General features: G+C 71.2%; 2 protein-coding genes. Both read left to right on the top strand.

From position 1 onward, the window contains the following. The first annotated feature begins 9 nt into the window (after nt 1–9). Nucleotides 10–12,873: an SDR family NAD(P)-dependent oxidoreductase gene (locus AB0B96_RS40105; RefSeq protein WP_362907471.1), complete on the top strand. Its 12,864-nt coding sequence runs from the start codon at nt 10–12 to the stop codon at nt 12,871–12,873. Nucleotides 12,874–12,911: 38 nt separating this feature from the next. Then, nucleotides 12,912–21,196: SDR family NAD(P)-dependent oxidoreductase (locus AB0B96_RS40110; RefSeq protein ID WP_362907473.1), on the top strand; the 8,285-nt coding region annotated here is incomplete at its 3' end.

Consider the following 21,196-nt stretch of genomic DNA (forward strand, 5'->3'; position numbering starts at 1 on the left):
TTTCGGGAGTTGGGTTTCGACTCGTTGACCTCGGTGGAGTTGCGTAATCGGTTGAACGCGGCGACCGGGCTGAGGCTGCCGGCGACGTTGGTGTTTGATTATCCGACTCCGGTGGTGTTGGCGGAGTTCCTGCTGGGTGAGCTGCTCGGCGAGCGAGCCGACGTGATCATTCCGACCACGCTCGCATCGGTCTCGGACGACCCCATCGTCATCGTGTCGATGGCGTGCCGCTATCCGGGCGGAATCACGTCTCCGGAGGACCTGTGGCGGCTGGTCGACGAAGGCGGGGACGGGATCTCGTCGTTCCCGACGACGCGCGGCTGGGATCTGGCCGCTTTCTACAGCCCCGATCGGGAGAGCCGGGGGACCAGTTACGTGCGTGAGGGTGGGTTCCTGCACGAGGCCGGGGAGTTCGATCCGGGGTTCTTCGGGATCTCGCCGCGTGAGGCGCTGGCGATGGACCCGCAGCAGCGGTTGTTGCTGGAGACGTCGTGGGAGGCGGTCGAGCGGGCCGGGATCGATCCGCTCTCGCTGCGTGGCAGCCGTACCGGCGTGTTCGCCGGGGTCATGTACCACGACTACGCGTCCAGTGTTGAGCTGCCGCCGGAGGCGATGAGCTTCTTCGGCATCGGTAACGCCGGGAGCGTGCTGTCGGGGCGGATCTCGTACACGCTGGGCCTGGAAGGTCCCGCGATGACGGTGGACACGGCGTGTTCATCGTCTCTCGTCACGATTCACCTGGCGGCGCAGGCGCTGCGCAGCGGTGAGTGCTCGCTGGCGCTGGCCGGTGGTGTGACGGTGATGGCGTCGCCGGGTGCGTTCATCGACTTCAGCGCGCAGGGCGGGCTGGCCGGCGACGGGCGCTGCAAGTCTTTCTCTGACGCGGCCGACGGGGTGAGCTGGGCCGAGGGCGCGGGCATGGTCGTGCTGGAGCGGTTGTCGGACGCGCGCCGCAACGGCCACGAGGTGCTCGCGGTCGTGCGCGGGTCGGCGGTGAACCAGGACGGAGCGTCCAACGGCCTGACGGCGCCGAACGGTCCTTCTCAGCAGCGGGTGATCCGCCAGGCCCTGGCCGGGGCGGGTTTGAAGCCCTCCGAGGTCGACGTGGTGGAAGGTCACGGCACCGGCACCACGCTGGGTGACCCGATCGAGGCGCAGGCGCTGCTCGCGACCTACGGTCAGGATCGGCCGGAGGATCGGCCGCTGCTGCTGGGTTCGATCAAGTCGAACATCGGTCACGCCCAGGCGGCTGCGGGTGTGGCGGGTGTGATGAAGATGGTGCTCGCGATGCGGCACGGGGTGCTGCCTCGGACGCTGCACGTGGACGCACCGTCCTCGCACGTGGACTGGTCGGCCGGTGCGGTGAGGTTGCTGACCGAGCCGACGCGGTGGCCGCAGGTGGAGCGGCCGTGGCGGGCGGGTGTGTCGTCGTTCGGGATCAGTGGCACCAACGCGCACGTGATCATCGAGCAGTTCCCCGAGTCAGAAGCCGAGGAGCCGGAGGCTCCACGAGGCGAGGTCGAGCCGGACGTGGTGCCGGTGCTGGTGTCGGGAAGATCTGCGGGGGCGTTGCGGGCGCAGGCCGGGCGGTTGGCGTCGTTCCTGGAGGGTGAGCCTGATCTCGGTCTGGTCGATGTGGCGTTCTCGCTGGCGACGACGCGCTCGGCGTTCGATCATCGGGCGGTGCTGGTCGGTGACCGTGACGGCGTGCTGGCCGGGTTGGGTGCGCTGGCCGGGGACCTGCCGGGTGCGGGTGTGGTGCGTGGGGTGGCAGCGGGCGAGCTGAAGCTGGCGGTGTTGTTCACCGGTCAGGGTAGCCAGCGGGCCGGGATGGGCCGGGAGTTGTACGAGCGGTTCCCGGTGTTCGCCGAAGCCTTGGACGAGATTTTCGCCGAGTTCGAGCCGCTGCTGGACGGGTCGTTGCGTGAGGTGGTGTTCGCCGAGCCGGGATCTGTGGAGGCGGAGGCGCTGGATCGGACCGGGTGGGCGCAGCCGGCCCTGTTCGCGGTGGAGACCGCGCTGTTCCGGCTGGTGTCCTCGTGGGGGATCCGGCCCGATGTGCTGGCCGGTCACTCGATCGGGGAGATCGCCGCTGCTCATGTGGCCGGTGTGCTGTCGTTGCAGGACGCGTGTGCGTTGGTGGCGGCGCGGGCGCGGTTGATGCAGGCGCTGCCCGAGGGTGGGGCGATGGTGGCGGTGGCGGCTTCCGAGGAGCAGGTCGCCGAGCTGCTGGCCGGGCGGGAGAAGGAGGTGTCGGTCGCGGCGGTGAACGGCCCGTCCTCGGTGGTGATCTCCGGGGGTGAGGAGGCGGTGCTGGAGGTGGCCGCCACTCTGGAGGAGCGGGGGATCAGGACGAAGCGGTTGCGGGTGTCGCACGCGTTCCACTCCCCGCTGATGGATCCGATGCTGGAGGAGTTCCGGGCGGTGGCGGGGTCGCTCACCTACGACCCGCCGCGGATCCCGGTGGTCTCGACCCTGACCGGGGAATCCGCCACCGACGAGCAGCTGTGCTCGCCCGACTACTGGGTGGAGCAGGTCCGTGGCGCGGTTCGCTTCTCCGACGGCGTCCGCACCCTGCACGACCAGGGAGTACGCGCCTACCTGGAACTCGGCCCCGACGGGGTGCTCACCGCGATGGCCGACGACACCCTGAGGGTGCTCGCCGATTCGGACGAGACCGCCCGTTCCCAGGTGGCAGAGGACTCAGGCGCCCACCACCCCGCCACGGGCACGAACGCGGATGCGAATCCTCTGCTCGTATCGGTGCTGCGGAGAAACCGCGATGATCAGTCGGCGATCCTGGCGGCGCTGGCCGAGCTGCACGTGCACGGGGTACCGCTCGACTGGCAGGCGGTGCTCGCGGGCGGGCGCCGGGTGGCGCTGCCCACCTATGCCTTCCAGCGTCAGCAGTTCTGGCCGACCGGTAAGCGCGCCGGGGACGCTCGTGGCCTGGGTCTGGCCGCGGCCGAGCATCCGCTGCTGGGCGCCGCCGTTCGCCTCGCCGACTCCGACGGCGTACTGCTGACCGGGCGGTTGTCGTCGCAGTCGCACCCGTGGCTGGCCGATCACGTCGTGGCCGGGATGGTGTTCTTCCCCGGTACCGGTTTCCTGGAGCTGGCGGTGCGGGCGGGTGACCAGGTCGGCTGCGACCTGGTGGAGGAGCTGACGCTGGCGACGCCGCTGGTGCTGGGTGAGGACGACGCGGTCGCGGTGCAGGTGTCGGTGGGTGCCCCGGACGAGTCGGGCAGGCGTGTGCTCGGCATCTATGCCCGCCCGGCCGAGGCCGAGGATCACGTGCCGTGGATCCGGCACGCCACCGGCACGCTGACGACCAGGGGCGAGGGCGACGGCCAGGCTGCCGCGTTCGACGCCACGGTGTGGCCCCCCGAGGGGGCGACCGCGATCGGGCTGGACGGGTTGTACGGCCGGCTCGCCGAGGGCGGACTCGCCTACGGGCCGGTGTTCCAGGGACTGAAAGCCGCCTGGCGCGGCCAGGACGGCGAGGTTTTCGCCGAGATCGCCCTGCCCGAGCAGGAGATGTCGAACGCGGCTTCGTTCGGGTTGCATCCGGCGCTGCTGGACGCGGCGCTGCACACGGTGCCGTTCGCCGGGCTGGAGGCGGCCGAGGGCGGAAGGCTGCCGTTCTCCTGGAGCGACGTGAGCCTTCGCGCCGAAGGCGCGTCGGCGCTGCGCGTGCGGCTGGCCGTGACCGGCGCCGACTCCGTGTCGCTGACGGCGGTGGACGCCGTCGGCGCACCGGTGCTGTCGGCGCGCTCCCTGGTGCTGCGGCCGGTCTCGTCCGACCAGGTCGCCGCGGCCTCCCCCGACCGTGGGGTGGAGCGGGACTCGCTGTTCCGGCTGGACTGGGTCACCGTGCCGATGACGGTCTCCCCGGTGGACGCCGTGATCGGGTTGGAGGTGGCCGAGCTCACCGGCGACCTCGATTCGCTGGAACTGCCGTTCGGCAGGATGCCCGACCTGGTGACCGTCGAGATCGACACCGATGACTCCACGGACGTGGTGGAGGCAGCGCACGCGCTGACCACACGGGTTCTCGGCCTGCTTCAGCAGTGGCTGGCCGACGAGCGGTTCGGTGACTCGCGTCTGGTGTTCGTCACCCGGGGCGCGGTCGCGACCGATGACAGCGAGACCGTGTCGAACCCGGTCGCGGCCACCGTGTGGGGACTGGTCCGCAGCGCCGAGGCGGAAAACCCCGGCCGCTTCCTGCTGGCCGATGTGGAGGAGTACGAGACGGCCCTGTCCGCGCTGCCCGTCGTACTGGCTTCCGGTGAGCAGCAGGTGGCGGTGCGTGAGGGTGGGGTGCGGGTGCCGAGGTTGGCGTCGCTGACCTCGGGTGCGGGTCTGTTGCCTCCGGCCGGTGAGAAGGCGTGGCGGCTGGGCAGCCGGGCCAAGGGCAGCCTGGACGCGTTGGAGTTGCTTCCGTTCCCGCAGGCGGCCGAGCCCCTGGAGGCCGGACGGGTTCGGATGGCCGTGCACGCGGCGGGGGTGAACTTCCGTGACCTGCTGGACGGGTTGAACGCGCTGGGCTGGTTCCAGGACAGGGTCGGCCTGATGGGTGGTGAGGCCGCGGGCGTGGTGCTCGAGGTCGGTCCCGGCGTCGAGGACCTGCGGCCGGGGGATCGGGTGGTCGGCCTGGTCGAGGGCGGCTTCGGTCCGATGGCGATCACCAGCACCCAGGTCCGGGCGAAGATCCCCGACGGGATCTCCTTCGAACAGGCCGCGACGATCCCGGTGACGTTCCTCACGGCCTTCTACGGGCTGATGGATCTGGCCAGGTTGCGAGAAGGCGAGCGGCTGCTCGTGCACGCGGGTACCGGTGGTGTGGGTATGGCGGCGATCCAGCTGGCGCAGCGGCTGGGGGTGGAGGTGTTCGCGACCGCGAGTCCGGCGAAGTGGGGCGTGCTGCGGTCGATGGGCATCCCGGATGATCACATCGCCTCGTCGCGGAGTGTGGAGTTCGAGGAGCGTTTCCGCGCGGTGTGTGGTGAGCGGGGCGTCGATGTGGTGCTCAACTCGTTGACGGGTGAGTTCATCGACGCCTCGGCGCGTCTGCTGCGTCCGGGTGGCCGGTTCGTGGAGATGGGCAAGCTGGACATTCGTGATCAGGAGAGTTTCCCGGGGTTGGAGTATCACTGGTTCGATGTGATGGATGCCGGCTCTGAGCGGCTGGAGCGGATTCTCGCCGAGTTGATGGAGTTGTTCGCGGCGGGTGAGTTGCGGCCGTTGCCGGTGACGGCGTGGGATGTGCGCCGTGGCCGGGAGGCGTTCCGGTTCATGAGCCAGGCCAAGCACACCGGCAAGATCGTGCTGACGATGCCCCGGCGCTGGGACGCGCAGGGCACGGTGTTGATCACCGGCGGTACGGGTGGTCTGGGCGCGGAGCTGGCCCGGCATCTGGTGGCCGAGCACGACGTACGGCACCTGCTGCTGGCCAGCCGCCGGGGTCTGGAGGCTCCGGGCGCGGTGGAGTTGCAGGCGGAGTTGATCGCGCACGGGGTCGAGGTCACCGTCGCGGCGTGTGACGTGGCCGACCGGGATCAGGTGGCCGAGGTGCTGGCCGGGGTTCCGGAGGAGCACCCGCTGACGGCGGTGATCCACACCGCGGGTGTGCTGGACGACGGCACGATCGCCTCGCTCACGCCGGAGCGGCTGGCCGGGGTGCTGCGGCCGAAGGTCGACGCGGCCTGGCACCTGCACGAGCTCACCCGCGACATGGACCTGGTGGAGTTCGTGGTGTTCTCGTCGGTGGCGGGAACGTTCGGCGGGGCGGGGCAGGGCAACTACGCGGCGGGCAACGCGTTCCTGGACGCGCTGGTCCAGCACCGGAGAGCCGCGGGACTGCCGGCGGTGTCGCTCGCCTGGGGCCCGTGGTCGCAGGACGTCGGGATGACGAGCCGGATGTCACAGGCGGACGTGCAGCGGTGGGGCATGAGCGGCCTGCTGCCCATCTCACCTCCGCAGGGCATGGCGCTGTTCGACGCGGCCATCGGGTCCGGTGCGCCGGCGGTGGCCCCTGTCCGCCTGAACATGCCGGCGCTGCGGGCGCACACGGAGCTGCCGCCGATGCTGAGCGGGCTGCTTCCCGCCGCACGCCGCTCGACGGCCGCCGCCCCGCAGGTGCGGAGCAAACTGCCGCAGAGGCTGGCCTCGCTGGGGACCGCGGAACGCATCGAGGTCCTGCTGGACGTGGTGCGGACCGAGGTGGCGCTGGTGTTGGGGCACACCACGCCGGACACGGTGGAGGTGCGGCGTGAGTTCCGCGAGCTGGGCTTCGACAGCCTCACCGTGATCGAACTGCGTAACCGGCTGAACGCGGCGACGGGTCTGCGCCTGTCGGCCACGCTGGTGTTCGACTATCCGACGCCGACCGTGCTGGCCAGGCACCTGCTCGACGAGCTCATGGGCGCGCAGGCGGAGGTTCAGGAGACGGCGCCGTCGGTGCTGCCGCCGGTGGACGACGACCCGATCGTGATCGTGAGCATGGCCTGCCGCTTCCCGGGCGGGGTGAACTCCGCCGAGGATCTGTGGCGGCTGGTGGCCGAGGGCGGGGACGGGATCAGCGGGTTCCCGACGACCCGCGACTGGGACCTCGACGGGCTGTACAACCCGGATCGGGAGAACCGCGGGACCAGCTACGTGCGTGAGGGTGGGTTCCTGCACGAGGCCGGGGAGTTCGATCCCGGGTTCTTCGGGATCTCGCCGCGCGAGGCGCTCGCGATGGACCCGCAGCAGCGTCAGCTTCTTGAGGTGTCGTGGGAGGCGATCGAGCGGGCCGGAATCGACCCGGTCTCGCTGCATGGCAGCCGTACCGGCGTGTTCGCCGGGATGATGTACCACGACTACCGGTCGGGGCGCCTGGAGTTCCCCCCGGACGTGATGAGCTTCATGGGAACCGGCACCGCGGGCAGCGTGCTGTCCGGCCGGATCTCCTACACGCTGGGCCTGGAGGGTCCGGCGGTGACCGTGGACACCGCCTGTTCCTCCTCCCTGGTGGCGATCCACCTGGCGACGCAGGCGCTGCGCTCGGGTGAGTGCTCGCTCGCGGTGGCCGGTGGGGTGACGGTGATGGCGTCGCCGGGTGCGTTCATCGACTTCAGCGCGCAGGGCGGGCTGGCCGGCGACGGGCGCTGCAAGTCCTATTCGGACGCGGCCGACGGGGTGAGCTGGGCCGAGGGCGCGGGCATGGTCGTGCTGGAGCGGCTGTCGGACGCGCGCCGCAACGGTCACCAGGTGCTCGCGGTCGTGCGCGGGTCGGCGGTGAACCAGGACGGCGCGTCCAACGGCCTGACCGCGCCGAACGGTCCCTCGCAGCAGCGGGTGATCCGCCAGGCGCTCGCCGCCTCCGGGTTGTCGCCCGCCGAGGTCGACGCGGTGGAAGGGCACGGTACGGGCACGACGCTGGGTGACCCGATCGAGGCGCAGGCGCTGCTCGCGACGTACGGCCAGGACCGGCCGGAGGACCGGCCGCTGCTGCTGGGGTCGGTGAAGTCCAACATCGGTCACACGCAGGCCGCCGCCGGTGTCGCGGGTGTGATCAAGATGGTGATGGCTCTGCGGCACGGCGTGCTGCCTCGGACGCTGCACGTGGACGAGCCCTCCTCGCATGTGGACTGGTCCCTGGGGTCGGTGGAACTGCTGACCGAGACCACGCCCTGGCCGCAGACGGACCGCCCGTGGCGGGCGGGTGTGTCGTCGTTCGGGATCAGCGGCACCAACGCGCACATGATCCTGGAGCAGGGACCGGAAGCGCCGGAAGTGTCTGAAGGAGAGAACAGGGCTCCGGTCGCGGGTGTGGTGCCGTGGGTGGTCTCGGCCCGCACCGATCAGGCGTTGCGCGCGCAGGCCGGACGCATGGTCTCGTACGTGGACGGCGAGCCCGATCTGAGCCTCGGCGATGTGGCGTTCTCGCTGGCCACGACGCGCTCGGCGTTCGAGCACCGGGCGGTGGTGGTCGCCGGGGACCGGGCCGACGCGCTGGCCGGGCTGCGGGCCGTTGCCGAGGACCTGCCGGGTGCGGGTGTGGTGCGCGGGGTGGCAGCGGGCGAGCTGAAGCTGGCGGTGTTGTTCACCGGCCAGGGCAGCCAGCGGGCCGGGATGGGCAGGGAGCTGTACGACCGGTTCCCGGTGTTCGCCGAGGCGCTGGACGCGGTGATCGCCGAGCTGGACCCGCTGCTGGACGGGTCGTTGCGTGAGGTGCTGTTCGCCGAGCCGGGGTCGGCTGAGGCGGGGTTGCTGGATCGGACGGGGTGGGCGCAGCCGGCCCTGTTCGCGGTGGAGACGGCACTGTTCCGGCTGGTGGAGTCGTGGGAGGTGCGGCCGAACGTGCTGGCCGGGCACTCGGTCGGGGAGATCACGGCGGCTCATGTGGCCGGTGTGCTGTCGCTGGCGGACGCGTGTGCGTTGGTGGCGGGTCGGGCGCGGTTGATGCAGGCGCTGCCCGAGGGTGGGGCGATGGTGGCGGTCCAGGTCGCCGAGGAGCAGGTGGCCGAACTGCTGGCCGGGCGTGAGGGTGAGGTGTCGGTCGCGGCGGTGAACGGCCCGTCCTCGGTGGTGATCTCCGGGGTCGAGGAGGCGGTGCTGGAGGTGGCCGCCGCCCTGGAGGAGCGGGGAGTGCGGACGAAGCGGTTGCGGGTGTCGCACGCGTTCCACTCGCCGCTGATGGACCCGATGCTGGAGGACTTCCGGGCGGTGGCCGGGTCGCTCACCTACGACCCGCCGCAGATCCCGATCGTGTCCACGTTGACCGGGCGGGCGGCCACGGCCGAGCAGCTGTGCTCACCGGACTACTGGGTGGAGCAGGTCCGCGGCGCGGTCCGCTTCGCCGACGGCGTGCGCACCCTGCACGGCCAGGGCGTGCGGGCCTACCTGGAGCTGGGCCCCGACGGGGTGCTCACCGCGATGGCCGCCGACACCCTCGCCACCGACGCGGAGGCGCACGAGTCGGACGCCGTGCTCGTGCCGATGCTGCGCAGGGACCGCGACGAGCAGGTCACGTCCATGACGGCGCTCGCCGAACTGCACGTGCACGGGGTGGAGATCGACTGGAAGGCCGTCCTCCCCGGCGCTCGCCGGGTCGACCTGCCGACGTACGCCTTCCAGCACCAGCGGTTCTGGCCCAGGAGGGTGAGGGCCGGCGTGGGCAACGTGGCCGCGGCAGGGTTGGCGACGGCCGGGCACCCGCTGCTGGGCGCCGCCGTGGGCCTCGCCGACTCCGACGGGGTGCTGCTGACCGGGCGGTTGTCGGTGCGATCGCACCCGTGGCTGGCCGATCACGTCGTGTCCGGATCGGTGCTCTTCCCGGGTACCGGTTTCCTTGAGCTGGCGGTGCGTGCCGGTGACCAGGTCGGGTGTGACGTGGTGGAGGAGCTGACCCTGGTCGCGCCGTTGGTGCTGGGTGAGAGCGACGCTGTCGCGGTGCAGGTGTGGGTGGGCGCGGCTCAGGAGTCGGGCCACCGGAGCGTGAACGTCTACGCCCGGTCGGCCGAGGCGGCCGACGATGTGCCGTGGGTGCGGCACGCCACCGGCACGCTCGCGACCGGGGTTTCCGAGGCCGCGCCGTTCGACGCGGGGGTGTGGCCTCCACAGGGCGCGACCGCCGTCGAGTTGGACGAGTTGTACGAGAACCTGGCCGCCGGAGGGTTCGCATACGGCCCGGTCTTCCGGAATCTCCGTGCCGCCTGGCACGGCGCGGACGGAGAGGTGTTCGCCGAGGTTGCGCTGCCCGAGCAGGTCGGTGACGCCGGTTCGTTCGGGATGCATCCGGCGCTGCTGGACGCGGCGTTGCACGCGGTGCCGTTCGTCGGGCTGGAGCCGGTCAAGGGCGGCCGGATGCCGTTCTCCTGGGGTGAGGTGAGCCTGCGCGCGGCCGGCGCGTCGATGCTGCGGGTGCGGCTGGCCAGGACGGGCGACGATTCCGTGTCGCTGGCGGCCGCGGACGCCGCCGGGGAACCGGTGCTGTCGGCGCGCTCCCTGGTGCTGCGTCCGGTCACGTCCGACCAGCTCGCCGTCGACGGCGGTCGTGGCGTGGAGCGGGACGGGCTGTTCCGGGTGGAGTGGAGCACACTGCCTGAGACGTCGGAATCGACCACCGGGGTGAGCGTTGCCGAGACGACCGGAGACCTCGCTTCGCTGGATCCGGTGCCGGACGTGGTGACGTTCACCGTTGATTCCTCCGAGAACACCGGCGTGGTGGAGTCGGCGCACGCGGTGACGGCCGGGGTGCTGGATCTGCTGCGAGGGTGGCTGGCCGATGAGCGGTTCGCCGACTCGCGGTTGGTGGTGGTGACGCGGGGTGCGGTGGCCGCGGGTGAGGGTGAGGCGGTCGCCGATCTGGCGGCCGCGGGGGTGTGGGGGTTGGTGCGCTCCGCACAGTCGGAGAATCCGGGCCGGTTCGTGCTGGTCGACGTCGACACGGAGGTGCCTCCCGCCTCGTTGGCCGTGGTGCTGGCTTCCGGTGAGCCGCAGGTGGCGGTGCGTGAGGGTGGGGTGCGGGTGCCGAGGTTGGCGTCGCTGACCTCGGGTGCGGGTCTGTTGCCTCCGGTCGGTACGGCGTGGCGGTTGGGCAGCCGTGCCAAGGGCAGCCTGGACGCGTTGGAGTTGCTGCCGTTCCCGCAGGCGGCCGAGCCGTTGGAGGCCGGTCAGGTTCGGATGGCCGTGCACGCGGCGGGGGTGAACTTCCGTGACCTGCTGGACGGGTTGAACGCGCTGGGCTGGTTCCAGGACAAGGTCGGCCTGATGGGTGGCGAGGCCGCCGGTGTGGTGCTTGAGGTCGGCCAGGGGGTGGAGGACCTGCGCGTGGGTGACCGCGTGGTCGGCCTCACCGAGGGCGGCTTCGGTCCACTGGTCGTCGCCGAGGCGAAGACCTTGGCGAAGATTCCCGATGGGATCTCCTTCGAGGGGGCCGCGACGATCCCGGTGGTGTTCCTCACCACCTTCTACGGGCTGATGGATCTGGCCCGGTTGCGGGCGGGGGAGCGGCTTTTGGTGCACGCGGGTACCGGTGGTGTGGGTATGGCGGCGATCCAGCTGGCGCAGCGGCTCGGGGTGGAGGTGTTCGCGACCGCGAGTCCGGCGAAGTGGGATGTGCTGCGGTCGATGGGCATCCCGGATGATCACATCGCCTCGTCGCGGAGTGTGGAGTTCGAGGAGCGTTTCCGCGCGGTGTGTGGTGAGCGGGGCGTCGATGTGGTGCTCAACTCGTTGACGGGTGAGTTCATCGACGCCTCGGCGCGCCTGCTGCGTCCGGGTGGCCGGTTCGTGGAGATGGGCAAGCTCGACATTCGTGATCAGGAGAGTTTCCCGGGGCTGGAGTATCACTGGTTCGATGTGATGGATGCCGGCTCTGAGCGGCTGGAGCGGATTCTCGCCGAGTTGATGGAGTTGTTCGCGGCGGGTGAGTTGCGGCCGTTGCCGGTGACGGCGTGGGATGTGCGCCGGGGCCGGGAGGCGTTCCGGTTCATGAGCCAGGCCAAGCACACCGGCAAGATCGTGCTGACGATGCCCCGGCGCTGGGACGCGCAGGGCACGGTGTTGATCACCGGCGGCACCGGCGGTCTGGGCGCGGAGCTGGCCCGGCATCTGGTGGCCGAGCACGACGTACGGCACCTGCTGCTGGCCAGCCGCCGAGGCGCGGAGGCGGCCGGCGCGCGGGACCTGGAGCGTGAGCTGGCAGCGCGAGGCGCTCAGGTGACCGTGGCCGCCTGTGACGTGGCCGATCGCGATCAGGTGGCGGCGCTGCTGGCCGGGGTTCCGGAGGAGCACCCGCTGACGGCGGTGATCCACACTGCGGGTGTGCTGGACGACGGCACGATCGCCTCGTTGACGCCGGAGCGGCTGGATGCGGTGCTGCGGCCGAAGGTGGACGCGGCGTGGCATCTGCACGAGCTCACCGAGGGCATGGATCTGGCCGGGTTCGTGGTGTTCTCCTCGCTCGCCGGGCTGATGGGCGGCGCGGGTCAGGGTAACTACGCGGCGGCGAACGCCTGGCTGGACGCGTTGATGGCGCGGCGCCGGGCGCAGGGATCGCCGGGGCTCTCGCTGGCCTGGGGACTGTGGGCGCAGACGACCGGGATCACCGAGGGTATGTCGCAGGCCGACGTGCAGCGGATGACCGCCGCCGGGCTGCCGCCGATCACCACCGATCAGGGGCTGGCGCTGTTCGACGCGGCGATCGGGTCGGACTCACCACTCGTGATCCCGGTGCGGCTGAACCCGCCGACACTGCCGCAGGAGCAGGTGCCGCCGTTGTTCCGCGGCCTGGTGCGCGGCACTCGCCGTACGGCCGCCGCGCTCTCGGAGACCGGCGGTGCCGGCGCGGGCGCGGCACTGTCCCGGCGACTCGCCGACCTGCCCCACCCCAAGCGGATCCGCATGCTGATCGACCTGGTCCGCGCCCAGGCCGCCGCCGTACTCGGACACCCCGACTCCACGGCGGTGGAGGTACGGCGCGAGTTCCGCGAGCTGGGCTTCGACTCGCTGACCGCGATCGAGCTGCGCAACCGGCTCAACACCGCCACCGGGCTGCGGCTGCCCTCCACCCTTGTCTTCGACTACCCCACTCCCACCGTGCTCGCCGAGCATCTCCTCGCGGAAATCGCGCCCGGAGAGACCGAGGTCGCGAAGCCCTCGTTGCTGGAGGACCTCGACCGGTTCGAGGCCGCCCTTTCCGAGGACACGATGGACGAAATCACTCGGAACGGCATCGCGACCCGGCTTCGGCAGCTGCTGGGCAAGGTGAGCGGCAGCGGCGCAGGAACTAGTGAAATCGCTGTCGCAGACATGCTCGAATCAGCGAGTGCCGAGGACCTTCTCGGCATCATCGAAAGCGAACTGGGTCACTTGAAAGAGCTGTGATCCCGGCTCGCCTCGGAGTACTTCGGAGGTACGCGCCGATGTCGCAGGACCGGAAGCTCGTTGACTACCTGAAGTCGGTCGCCGCCGACCTGCGCGAGACCCGTCGGCGGCTCCAGGAGGTCGAGTCGGGCAGGCACGATCCGATCGCGATTGTCTCGATGGCGTGCCGCTTCCCCGGTGATGTCAACTCCCCTGAGGACCTGTGGCGTCTTGTGGCCGAGGGTGGGGACGGGATCGGGGAGTTCCCGACGTCGCGTGGCTGGGACCTCGGGATGGTGTACAACCCGGACCGGGAGAGCCGGGGGACCAGTTATGTGCGTGAGGGCGGCTTCCTGCACGACGCGGGGGTGTTCGATCCCGGGTTCTTCGGGATCTCGCCGCGTGAGGCGCTGGCGATGGACCCGCAGCAGCGGTTGCTTCTTGAGGTCTCCTGGGAGGCTTTCGAGCGGGCCGGGATCGACCCGATCTCGCTGCGCGGCAGCCACACGGGCGTGTTCGCCGGTGTGATCTACCACGACTACGGTCCGAGCGTCGAGTTCCCGCTGGACGTGCGGGGCTTCGTCAGCACCGGCACCGCGGGAAGCATCGCCACCGGGCGTATCGCCTACACGCTGGGCCTGGAGGGTCCGGCGGTGACGGTGGACACCGCCTGCTCGTCGTCGCTGGTGGCGCTGCACCTGGCCGCGCAGGCGCTGCGCTCGGGCGAGTGCGACCTGGCCCTGGCCGGAGGCGTGACCGTGATGGCCACGCCCGGAATGTTCATCGACTTCAGCGCGCAGGGCGGCCTGGCGGGTGACGGGCGGTGCAAGGCGTTCTCCGACGCGGCGGACGGTACGAGCTGGGCCGAGGGCATCGGCATGCTGGTGCTGGAGCGGCTGTCGGACGCCCAGCGCAACGGCCACGAGGTGCTGGCGGTGGTGCGGGGTTCGGCGATCAACCAGGACGGCGCGTCCAACGGGTTGACGGCGCCGAACGGTCCGTCCCAGCAGCGGGTGATCCGCCAGGCGCTCGCCGGCGCCGGACTCACTCCCGCGAACGTGGACGTGGTGGAGGCACACGGTACCGGCACCACGCTGGGTGACCCGATCGAGGCGCAGGCGCTGCTGGCGACGTACGGCCAGGATCGGCCGGAGGACCGGCCGCTGCTGCTGGGGTCGGTGAAGTCGAACATCGGTCACACGCAGGCGGCCGCCGGTGTGGCGGGTGTGATGAAGATGGTGCTCGCGATGCGGCACGGGGTGCTGCCTCGGACGCTGCACGTGGACGCGCCGTCGTCGCACGTGGACTGGGCCTCGGGTGCGGTGGAGCTGCTGACCGAGAGCAGGCCGTGGCCCCAGGTGGATCGGCCGTGGCGGGCGGGTGTGTCGTCGTTCGGTTTCAGCGGCACGAACGCGCACGTCATCATCGAACAGGGGCCGGTAGCTCCTGACGCCGAGCCTGGCGCGGATGAGCGGGCACCGGCGGGCGCGGGTGTGGTTCCGGTGGTGGTTTCGGGTCGTACGGCGGGAGCGTTGCGGGCGCAGGCCGGGCAGCTCGCGTCGTTCCTGGAGGGTGAGCCCGGTCTCGGGTTGGCCGATGTGGCGTTCTCGCTGGCGACGACGCGGTCGGCGTTCGAGCATCGGGCGGTGGTGCTGGCCGATGGTCGTGAGGGTGTGCTGGCCGGGCTGGGTGCGCTGGCCGAGGATCTGCCGGGTGCGGGTGTGGTGCGCGGGCTGGCCGGGGCGCAGCCGGAACTCGCGGTGCTGTTCACCGGTCAGGGCAGCCAGCGGGCCGGGATGGGCAGGGAGCTGTATGCGCGGTTCCCGGTGTTCGCGGCGGCGTTGGACGCGGTGATCGCCGAGCTGGATCCGCTGCTGGACGGGTCGCTGCGTGAGGTGCTGTTCGCCGAGCCGGGATCTGTGGAGGCGGAGGCGCTGGATCGGACCGGGTGGGCGCAGCCGGCGCTGTTCGCGGTGGAGACCGCGTTGTTCCGGCTGGTGGAGTCCTGGGGAGTGGCGCCGGATGTGCTGGCCGGGCACTCGGTCGGGGAGATCGCGGCGGCTCATGTGGCCGGTGTGCTGTCGTTGCAGGACGCGTGTGCGTTGGTGGCGGCGAGGGCGCGGTTGATGCAGGCGCTTCCTGCCGGTGGGGCGATGGTGTCGGTTCGGGCCTCCGAAGAGGTGGTCGTCGAGCTGCTGGCCGGGCGGGAGAAGGAGGTGTCGGTCGCGGCGGTGAACGGCCCCGCGTCGGTGGTGATCTCCGGTACCGAGGAGGCCGTGCTGGAGGTGGCCGCCGCCCTGGAGGAGCGGGGAGTGCGGACGAAGCGGCTGCGGGTGTCGCACGCGTTCCACTCGCCGTTGATGGACCCGATGCTGGAGGAGTTCCGGGCGGTGGCGGGGTCGCTCGCCTACGACCCGCCGCGAATCCCGGTGGTCTCGACGCTGACCGGGGAGCTCGCCACCGACGAGCAGCTGTGCTCACCGGAGTACTGGGTGGAGCAGGTCCGTGGCGCGGTCCGTTTCGCCGACGGTGTGCGCACCCTGCACGGCCAGGGGGTGCGGGCGTATCTGGAGCTGGGCCCCGACGGGGTGCTCACCGCGATGGCCGCCGACACCCTCGCCACCGACGCGGAGGCGCGCGAGCCGGACGCCGTGTTCGTGCCGGTACTGCGTAAGGACCGCGACGAGCACACGGCGGCGATGACGGCGCTCGCCGAGCTGCACGTGCACGGGGTGCCGGTGGAGTGGCGCTCGGTGCTGCCGGGCGGGCACCGGGTCGACCTGCCCACCTACCCGTTCCAGCACGAGTGGTACTGGCCCCGCGAACGGCGGATGGGCGACGCCAGAAACCTGGGACTGGCCGCGGCGGGGCACCCTTTGCTGGGCGCCGCCGTGGCGCTCGCCGCCTCGGACGGCGTACTGCTGACCGGTCAGCTGTCGTTGCGGTCGCAGGCGTGGCTGGCCGATCACGTCGTGGCCGGAAGGGTGCTCTTCCCCGGCACCGCGTTCCTGGAGCTCGCCATCCGAGCCGGTGACCAGGTCGGCTGCGACCTGGTGGAGGAGCTCACCCTGGCGACGCCGCTGGTGCTGGGCGAGACCGACACCGTCGCGGTGCAGGTGTGGGTGGGCGCCGAGGAGTCCGGCCGGCGCGACCTGAGCATCTACACCCGGCCGGCCACGGCCGACGACGACGAGCCGTGGGTACGGCACGCGGTCGGTGTCCTCGCCGCCGGCGGCCAGGTCGCCGAGCGACTCGACACCGACGTCTGGCCGCCCCGGGGCGCGTCCGCGATCGAGCTGGACGGGCTGTACGAGCAGCTCGCCGAGGGCGGACTGAGCTATGGGCCGCTGTTCCAGGGACTGCGGGCGGCCTGGCGGCATGATGACGAGATCTTCGCCGAGGTGAGCCTGCCGAGCCTGCTTGAGTCGGACGCCGGTTCGTTCGGCGTGCATCCGGCCCTGCTGGACGCGGCACTGCACGTGGTGACCTTCGCGGGACTGGACGATGCCGAAGGCACCCGCCTGCCGTTCTCCTGGGGTGAGGTGTGCCTGCACGCCGGTGGGGCGTCGGCACTGCGGGTACGACTGGCCAGGACCGAGGGCGACGCCGTCTCGTTGACGGTGACCGATGTCACGGGTGAACCGGTGCTGACGGCGCGGTCACTCGTACTGCGCCCGATCGCGGCGACCACCGGCGAAGGCGGACGCCGGAGCGAGCAGGACCCCCTGTTCAGGGTGGAGTGGACGGCGCTGCCGTCGGCGCGGGTGGCACCGGTGGCCGACCCCGCGCCCAGGGTGACGGTGGCCGCCCTCGACGCGCTCGACCTCGCGGATTCGTCGGCCTTCGGGGACACGGACCGGGCACCGGGGGTCGTGGTGACCGAAGTGGTCTCCGATCGGGCCGGCGCGGTGGTGGACGCGACGCACCTCCTCACCACGCGTGTTCTCGACCTGCTGCGCCAGTGGCTCGCCGACGAGCGGTATCGCGATTCACAGCTGGTGTTCGTGACCCGGGGTGCGGTCGCCGCCGAAGACGGTGAGGTGGTGTCGGATCTGCCGGCCGCCGCGGTGTGCGGATTGGTGCGCAGTGCCCAGTCGGAGAACCCGGGCAGGTTCCTGCTGGTCGACATCGACGAAGACCAGGAGTCGCTGGCGGCTCTGCCCGGGATGCTGCCCATGGTGTTCGCCTCCGGTGAGCCGCAGGTGGCGGTACGAGCGGGCGGGGTGCGGGTGCCGAGGCTGGTGTCGCTGACCTCGGGTGCGGGTCTGTTGCCTCCGGCCGGTGCGGGTTCGTGGCGGTTGGGCAGCCGGGCCAAGGGCAGCCTGGACGCGCTGGAGTTGCTTCCGTTTCCGGCGGCGGCCGAGCCGCTGCAGAGCGGGCAGGTTCGGGTGGCGGTGCGTGCGGCGGGGGTGAACTTCCGCGACCTGCTGGACGGTCTGAACGCACTCGGCTGGTTCCAGGACAAGGTCGGCCTGATGGGCAGCGAGGCCGCCGGAGTGGTCCTTGAGGTCGGTCCCGGTGTCGAGGACCTGCGCGTGGGTGACCGCGTGGTCGGCCTGGTCGAGGGTGGTTTCGGCCCGGTGGTGGTCGCCGGTGCCGGCGGGTTGGTCAAGATTCCCGACGGGTTCTCGTTCGAGCAGGCCGCGACGATCCCGGTGGCGTTCCTCACCACCTACTACGGGCTGATGGATCTGGCCGGTTTGCGTGAGGGTGAGTCGCTGCTGGTGCACGCGGGCGCCGGTGGGACCGGGATGGCGGCGATCCAGCTGGCGCAGCGGCTCGGGGTGGAGGTCTTCGCGACCGCGAGTCCGGCGAAGTGGGATGCGCTGCGGGCGATGGGCATTCCGGATGATCACATCGCGTCGTCGCGGAGCGTGGAGTTCGAGGAGCGTTTCCGCGCTGTGTGCGGTGAGCGGGGTATCGATGTGGTGCTCAACTCGTTGACGGGTGAGTTCATTGACGCCTCGGCGCGCCTGCTGCGCCCCGGGGGCCGGTTCGTCGAGTTGGGCAAACTCGACATCCGCGACCAGGAGAGCTTCCCGGGGCTGGAGTACCACTGGTTCGACGTGATGGACGCCGGGCCCGAGCGGCTGCGGCAGATCCTGGCCGAGTTGATGGAGCTGTTCGCGGCGGGTGAGCTGCGGCCGTTGCCGGTCACGACCTGGGACGTGCGCCGGAGCCGGGAGGCGTTCCGGTTCATGAGCCAGGCCAAGCACACCGGCAAGCTCGTGCTCACCATGCCCCGGGCCTGGGACCCGCAGGGCACGGTGCTCATCACCGGCGGCACCGGCGGTCTGGGCGCGTTGTTCGCGCGGCATGCGGTGGCCGAGCACGGGGTACGGCGCCTTTTGCTGGTCAGCCGCCGGGGTCTGGAGGCTCCGGGGGCGGTGGAGCTGCAGGCCGAGCTGATCGCGCACGGAGTCGAGGTCACGGTCGCCGCCTGCGATGTGACCGACCGAGGTCAGGTCGAGGACCTGCTGGCCGGGATCGATGCCGATCATCCGCTGACCGCGGTGATCCACACCGCCGGTGTGCTGGACGACGGGACCATTCTCTCGCTGACACCGGAGCGGCTGGATGCGGTGCTGCGGCCGAAGGTGGACGCCGCCTGGCATCTGCACGAGCTCACCCAGGGCCTGGATCTGGCCGAGTTCGTCATGTTCTCGTCGGTGGCGGGTGTGATCGGAGCTCCCGGGCAGGGCAACTACGCCGCGGCGAACTCGTTCCTCGACGCGCTGGCTCAGCACCGTGGGGCCGCCGGGCTGGCCGGGTTGTCACTGGTCTGGGGTGCGTGGGCTCAGGACAGTGGGATGACCGGCACCCTGAGCGACGGCGACATGGAGCGGCTGGCCCGTGCCGGCACGCCACCGATCGCACCGGAGCAGGGCGTCGCCCTGTTCGAGGCGGCGATCCGTTCCGGCGAACCGGTCGTGGCCCCGGTCCGGCTGGATCTGCCGGTGCTCCGCGCGCAGGGCGAGGTTCCGCCGCTGCTGCGCAAGCTGGTGCGGGGAAGGCGCCGGTCCGCCGCGGGGAGGTCGGAGGCGGCCAGCACGCTGCTCCAGCGACTGGCTCCGCTCACGGTGGCCGAACGCGCCGAGGTCCTGGTGGACCTGGTACGTACCGAGGTGGCCCTGGTGCTGGGGCACGTCTCGCCGGAGACGGTGGAGGTGCGGCGGGAGTTCCGCGAGCTGGGGTTCGACTCGTTGACCTCGGTGGACCTTCGCAACCGGCTGAACGGCACGACCGGGTTGCGGTTGCCGGCCACGCTGGTGTTCGACTACCCGACGCCGGCCGTGCTGGCGGAGTTCCTGCTGGCCGAGTTGCTCGGCGAGCACGCGGACGTGGTGGCTCCCAGCGCGGTCCGGCCGGTGGCCGACGACCCCATCGTGATCGTGGGCATGGCGTGCCGCTATCCGGGCGGAGTCACCTCTCCGGAGGACCTGTGGCGACTGGTCACCGAGGGCGCGGACGCGATCTCACCGTTCCCGACCACGCGTGGCTGGGATCCGGCGGCGTTCTACAGCCCCGATCGGGAGAACCGGGGCACCAGTTACGTGCGTGAGGGCGGCTTCCTGCACGAGGCCGGGGAGTTCGACCCCGGGTTCTTCGGGATCTCGCCGCGTGAGGCGCTGGCGATGGACCCGCAGCAGCGGTTGCTGCTGGAGACGTCGTGGGAGGCGATCGAGCGGACCGGGATCGACCCGGCGTCGCTGCGCGGCAGCCGTACCGGCGTGTTCGCCGGGGTCATGTACCACGACTACGCGACCAGCGTGTCGTTCCCGCCGGAGGTGATGGGGTTCGTCGGCACCGGCACCGCCGGAAGCGTGGCGACCGGTCGCCTTTCCTACACCTTCGGGCTGGAGGGCCCGGCGGTGACGGTGGACACCGCGTGCTCCTCCTCGCTGGTGGCGTTGCATCTGGCATCGCAGGCGCTGCGGAGCGGTGACTGCTCGCTGGCGCTGGCCGGCGGTGTGACCGTGATGGCCAACCCGGGACCGTTCATCGACTTCAGTGCCCAGGGCGGGCTGGCCGGTGACGGCCGGTGCAAGTCGTATTCGGATGCGGCCGACGGGGTCAACTGGTCCGAGGGTGTGGGCATGCTGGTGCTGGAGCGGCTGTCGGATGCCCGCCGCAACGGCCACCAGGTGCTGGCGGTGGTGCGGGGTTCGGCGGTGAACCAGGACGGCGCGTCGAACGGGTTGACGGCGCCGAACGGTCCCTCCCAGCAGCGGGTGATCCGTCAGGCGCTGGCCGGGGCGGGGCTCTCGGTGTCCGAGGTGGACGCGGTCGAGGGCCACGGCACCGGCACCACGCTGGGCGACCCGATCGAGGCGCAGGCGCTGCTGGCGACCTACGGTCAGGATCGGGACGAGGACCGTCCGCTGCTGCTGGGATCGATCAAGTCGAACCTCGGTCACGCCCAGGCGGCCGCGGGTGTGGCCGGTGTGATCAAGATGGTCATGGCGATGCGCCATGGGGTGCTGCCCAGGACGTTGCACGTGGACGCGCCGTCCTCGCATGTGGACTGGGCCTCTGGCTCGGTGGAGCTGCTGACCGAGCAGGTCGAGTGGCCTCAGACGGGTCGTCCGCGTCGGGCGGGTGTGTCGTCGTTCGGGATCAGCGGCACGAACGCGCACGTGATCTTGGAGCAGGGGCCGGAGGTTTCTGAGCGGGAGTCGCGTGACCAGGGCCAGGCGCCGGGTGCGGTGCCGTGGGTGGTGTCGGCGAGGACCCCTGAGGCGTTGCGCGAGCAGGCGAGCCGTCTGGGTGCGCTGGTGGAGACGGCCGACGAGCTTGACCCGGTGGATGTGGGGTCGTCGCTGGTGGTGTCGCGGTCGGTGTTCGAGCACCGTGCGGTGGTGGTCGGCGGGGATCGTGAGGGTTTGCTGGCGGGGTTGGGTGCGGTGGCTTCGGGTGAGCCCACGGCGGGTGTGGTGTCCGGGGTGGCCGATGTGGTTGGGAAGTCGGTGTGGGTGTTCCCGGGTCAGGGGGCGCAGTGGGTGGGGATGGGTGCGGCTCTGTTGGAGGAGTCGGCGGTGTTCGCGGCTCGGATGGCCGAGTGTGCGGCGGCGTTGGAGCCGTTCGTGGACTGGTCGCTGCTGGACGTGATCCGGCAGGTGGAGGGTGCTCCGTCGCTGGATCGGGTGGATGTGGTCCAGCCGGTCTCGTTCGCGGTGATGGTCTCGTTGGCGGCGGTGTGGGAGTCGTTGGGCGTTCGTGCGGATGCGGTGGTGGGGCATTCCCAAGGTGAGATCGCGGCGGCGGTGGTGGCCGGTGGCCTGTCGTTGCAGGACGGCGCCCGGGTGGTGGCGTTGCGCAGCCGGTTGATCGGTGAGCGGTTGGC

Origin of the sequence: Streptosporangium sp. NPDC049046 (genome assembly GCF_040649155.1) — a bacterium.
Taxonomy (GTDB): Bacteria; Actinomycetota; Actinomycetes; order Streptosporangiales; family Streptosporangiaceae; genus Streptosporangium.